The 2,366-nt window shown below is 40.3% G+C and carries 1 protein-coding gene; it reads left to right on the top strand.

Translation table 11 applies throughout. From position 1 onward, the window contains the following. Positions 1-667: 667 nt before the first annotated feature. On the top strand, positions 668-2,122 hold the full coding sequence (locus GIB19_RS27990) for a tetratricopeptide repeat protein (protein ID WP_274888835.1): 1,455 nt from the start codon (positions 668-670) through the stop codon (positions 2,120-2,122). The last annotated feature ends 244 nt before the right edge of the window (positions 2,123-2,366 follow it).

Below are 2,366 nucleotides of genomic sequence, written 5' to 3'. Positions count from 1 at the left end.
AATGCTCAATAACGTCATTTTTCAGCTAGACGCCCGAGTCAGCAGCCCCTGCCGAGCTGAGCCGCGACGAACTCCGGCACTATTTAAGCGATCTCATCTATGAAGTCAGCGACCGAGAGTCATTGAAGGAGATAGCGAATCTGGCGAATGAGGTAATTACCCGCCGCCGCAAAGCTCGCAAACGCTAGTCACCTATCCGTCACCCAAAGCCACAGATGCAGAGCCTCTGCACCTTTGGCCACCCTTCACACAACAACCCATCTTTCCCGGCTCAAACCATTGCCGCCAAGCTTTGCCTTTATGGGTGATGGGAATCGAACCCTTTCCAGCTCCTTGCTGTGATCTGAAACGCCCGGCTTTACTGGCCTTGCAGTCCAGCCAGTGCAACATTTCTCTGCTATCCCTTGCAGTGATTTCGACACTTTATCGACACGGTGCTTTGGTCTGTCTTGCGCGACACCTAGCGCCCCGTGTATATCTGTCCAGTAGTAATGAAAGCGTGGAATGTGGAAGTCAAGCGAATACTCCCTGGCTCATGAGGTGCTTTGTAAGTGATTGAAAATAGTGTTTTTTTGATTTTTTAGATCGACGTATTTCGTAGTTATACCGCCTTCCATGCTATTAAATTAGTACGGAAGATTATCCATCACTGTTATGTTAAAAAGACATGAGTAAAAAATTTACTATAAAAGGCATTTTTTTAGAGAAGCTTAATCGAATTTTAAATCCTAATTTCGATACTAAGTTCATATGGTGCCTGTTGACTTCAGGGATTATTTTTGTAGCTTACCAGAGGGTCATACAGTTAGGCTCAAGCTTAGAGATTATCAAAGAAGATTTATATATAAGGCTATCGCTCAATTCGAGCGCCGATACCCTTGTTATAGTTATTGGTGCGTTAATGATTGCTTTTTCAGTTGTTTTATTTATACGACTGAAAAATAGGTCGAGTTCCCCCGGAGCGAAAATTTTTGAGAAGCTTCTGGGTGACAATGCCAATGTGGTTCTAGATGAAGTCAAAATTCACATTCTAAAACAGGTTATTGAAGATATTGTAAATGACAAAACGTCTACTGAAATTGTCGAGGCTATTGAAAGAGGTGACATTCATAAAGCTATAAGATTATTAAAGCATGATGCAGATTTTAGCCAGGATGTAGTAGTGGAAAAGTGGCGAAAGATTGGTGCACTGGCTTTTTTTACTGATACAAATGAATCAATCAGTGCATTTAAAAAAGTTATGACTTTGGATGAGAACGATCTTGAGGCGCGCTTAGTATATTGTGACCTTCTAATTAGAATAGGGAAAAACCAAGATGTAATAAATTTATTAAGTGTCGAAAATACGAAAGCAGAACCTAAAATCAAAGCAATGATGAAGAGGACTCTAGGTGTTGCGTATAAATATCTTGGCGAGCTAGAACTTGCTGAAAACATGTATAGCGATGGTTTGGCTATTGCTAAATCGATAAATGCCACGGACGTCGAGGCTGAAATCCTCAGCGATCTTGGTCTGGTTTTTAAAATAAAAGGTAATTATTCTGAAGCCAAAGCAAGTTACAAGAAATCCATATTGCTGATGGGCGATTCAAATAAAAATCTATCTATTGTGTATGGAAATCTAGCGGTTATTTATAAATATGAAAAAAATTTTCCAGAAGCAAAAAAGTACTACGAGAAGGCACTCGAAATCGATACCAAGAATGGTGATAAATATGGTTGTGCAAGACACAAGGGCAATCTAGGGAATCTATATAGAGAGCAAGGAGAACTCGAGATCGCAGAAAGGTATTGCAATGAATCTCTAAGGATGTATAAGGAATTAGGTGCAAGAAAGGATATTGCTATTTGCTTAATTAATTCTGGAATGCTTCACAAAATCAAGGGTAATCTGAACGATGCTTTGGATTGTTTTAATTTGGCATTATCAATAAACAAGGAGATTAACCACAAGGAAGGTATAGGTTTAGCCAAGTACAATATAGGTGTGGTAAATTATGATCTTGGGGATATTGATGCCGCTCTTGAGAGCATAGAGTCAAGTTTGTCAATATATGAAGATCTAGGAGTAAAGCATGTTGTCTTGAAGTTAAAGTCTTTCATGCACGAAATAAAAAAATAACAAGTAAACTCAGGTGGCGTCTACGATGCACCTGATTTAGGCCTTATGACTCCTAATCAAGGAATCTCCACAATGAAAACTGAAGACTCCCCCAAAGGAACATCCATTAAAATAACCCTCGGCCACCTGCTCCTTGTCTGGGAGGTCTTGTCTGATAAATTCTCAGACTCGTAGTCGCACGACAGTCTTTCAGAAGAAGCAGAAAGGAGAGCCATTTGGAGGGGCGGACTTGCTTGAGAACTCC

The sequence above is a fragment of the Pseudomonas sp. ITEM 17296 genome (assembly GCF_028895205.1).
Lineage (GTDB): Bacteria > Pseudomonadota > Gammaproteobacteria > Pseudomonadales > Pseudomonadaceae > Aquipseudomonas > Aquipseudomonas kermanshahensis.
Note: the sequence above shows the minus strand (reverse complement) of the source record. Positions and strands in the feature narration are given on the sequence as shown.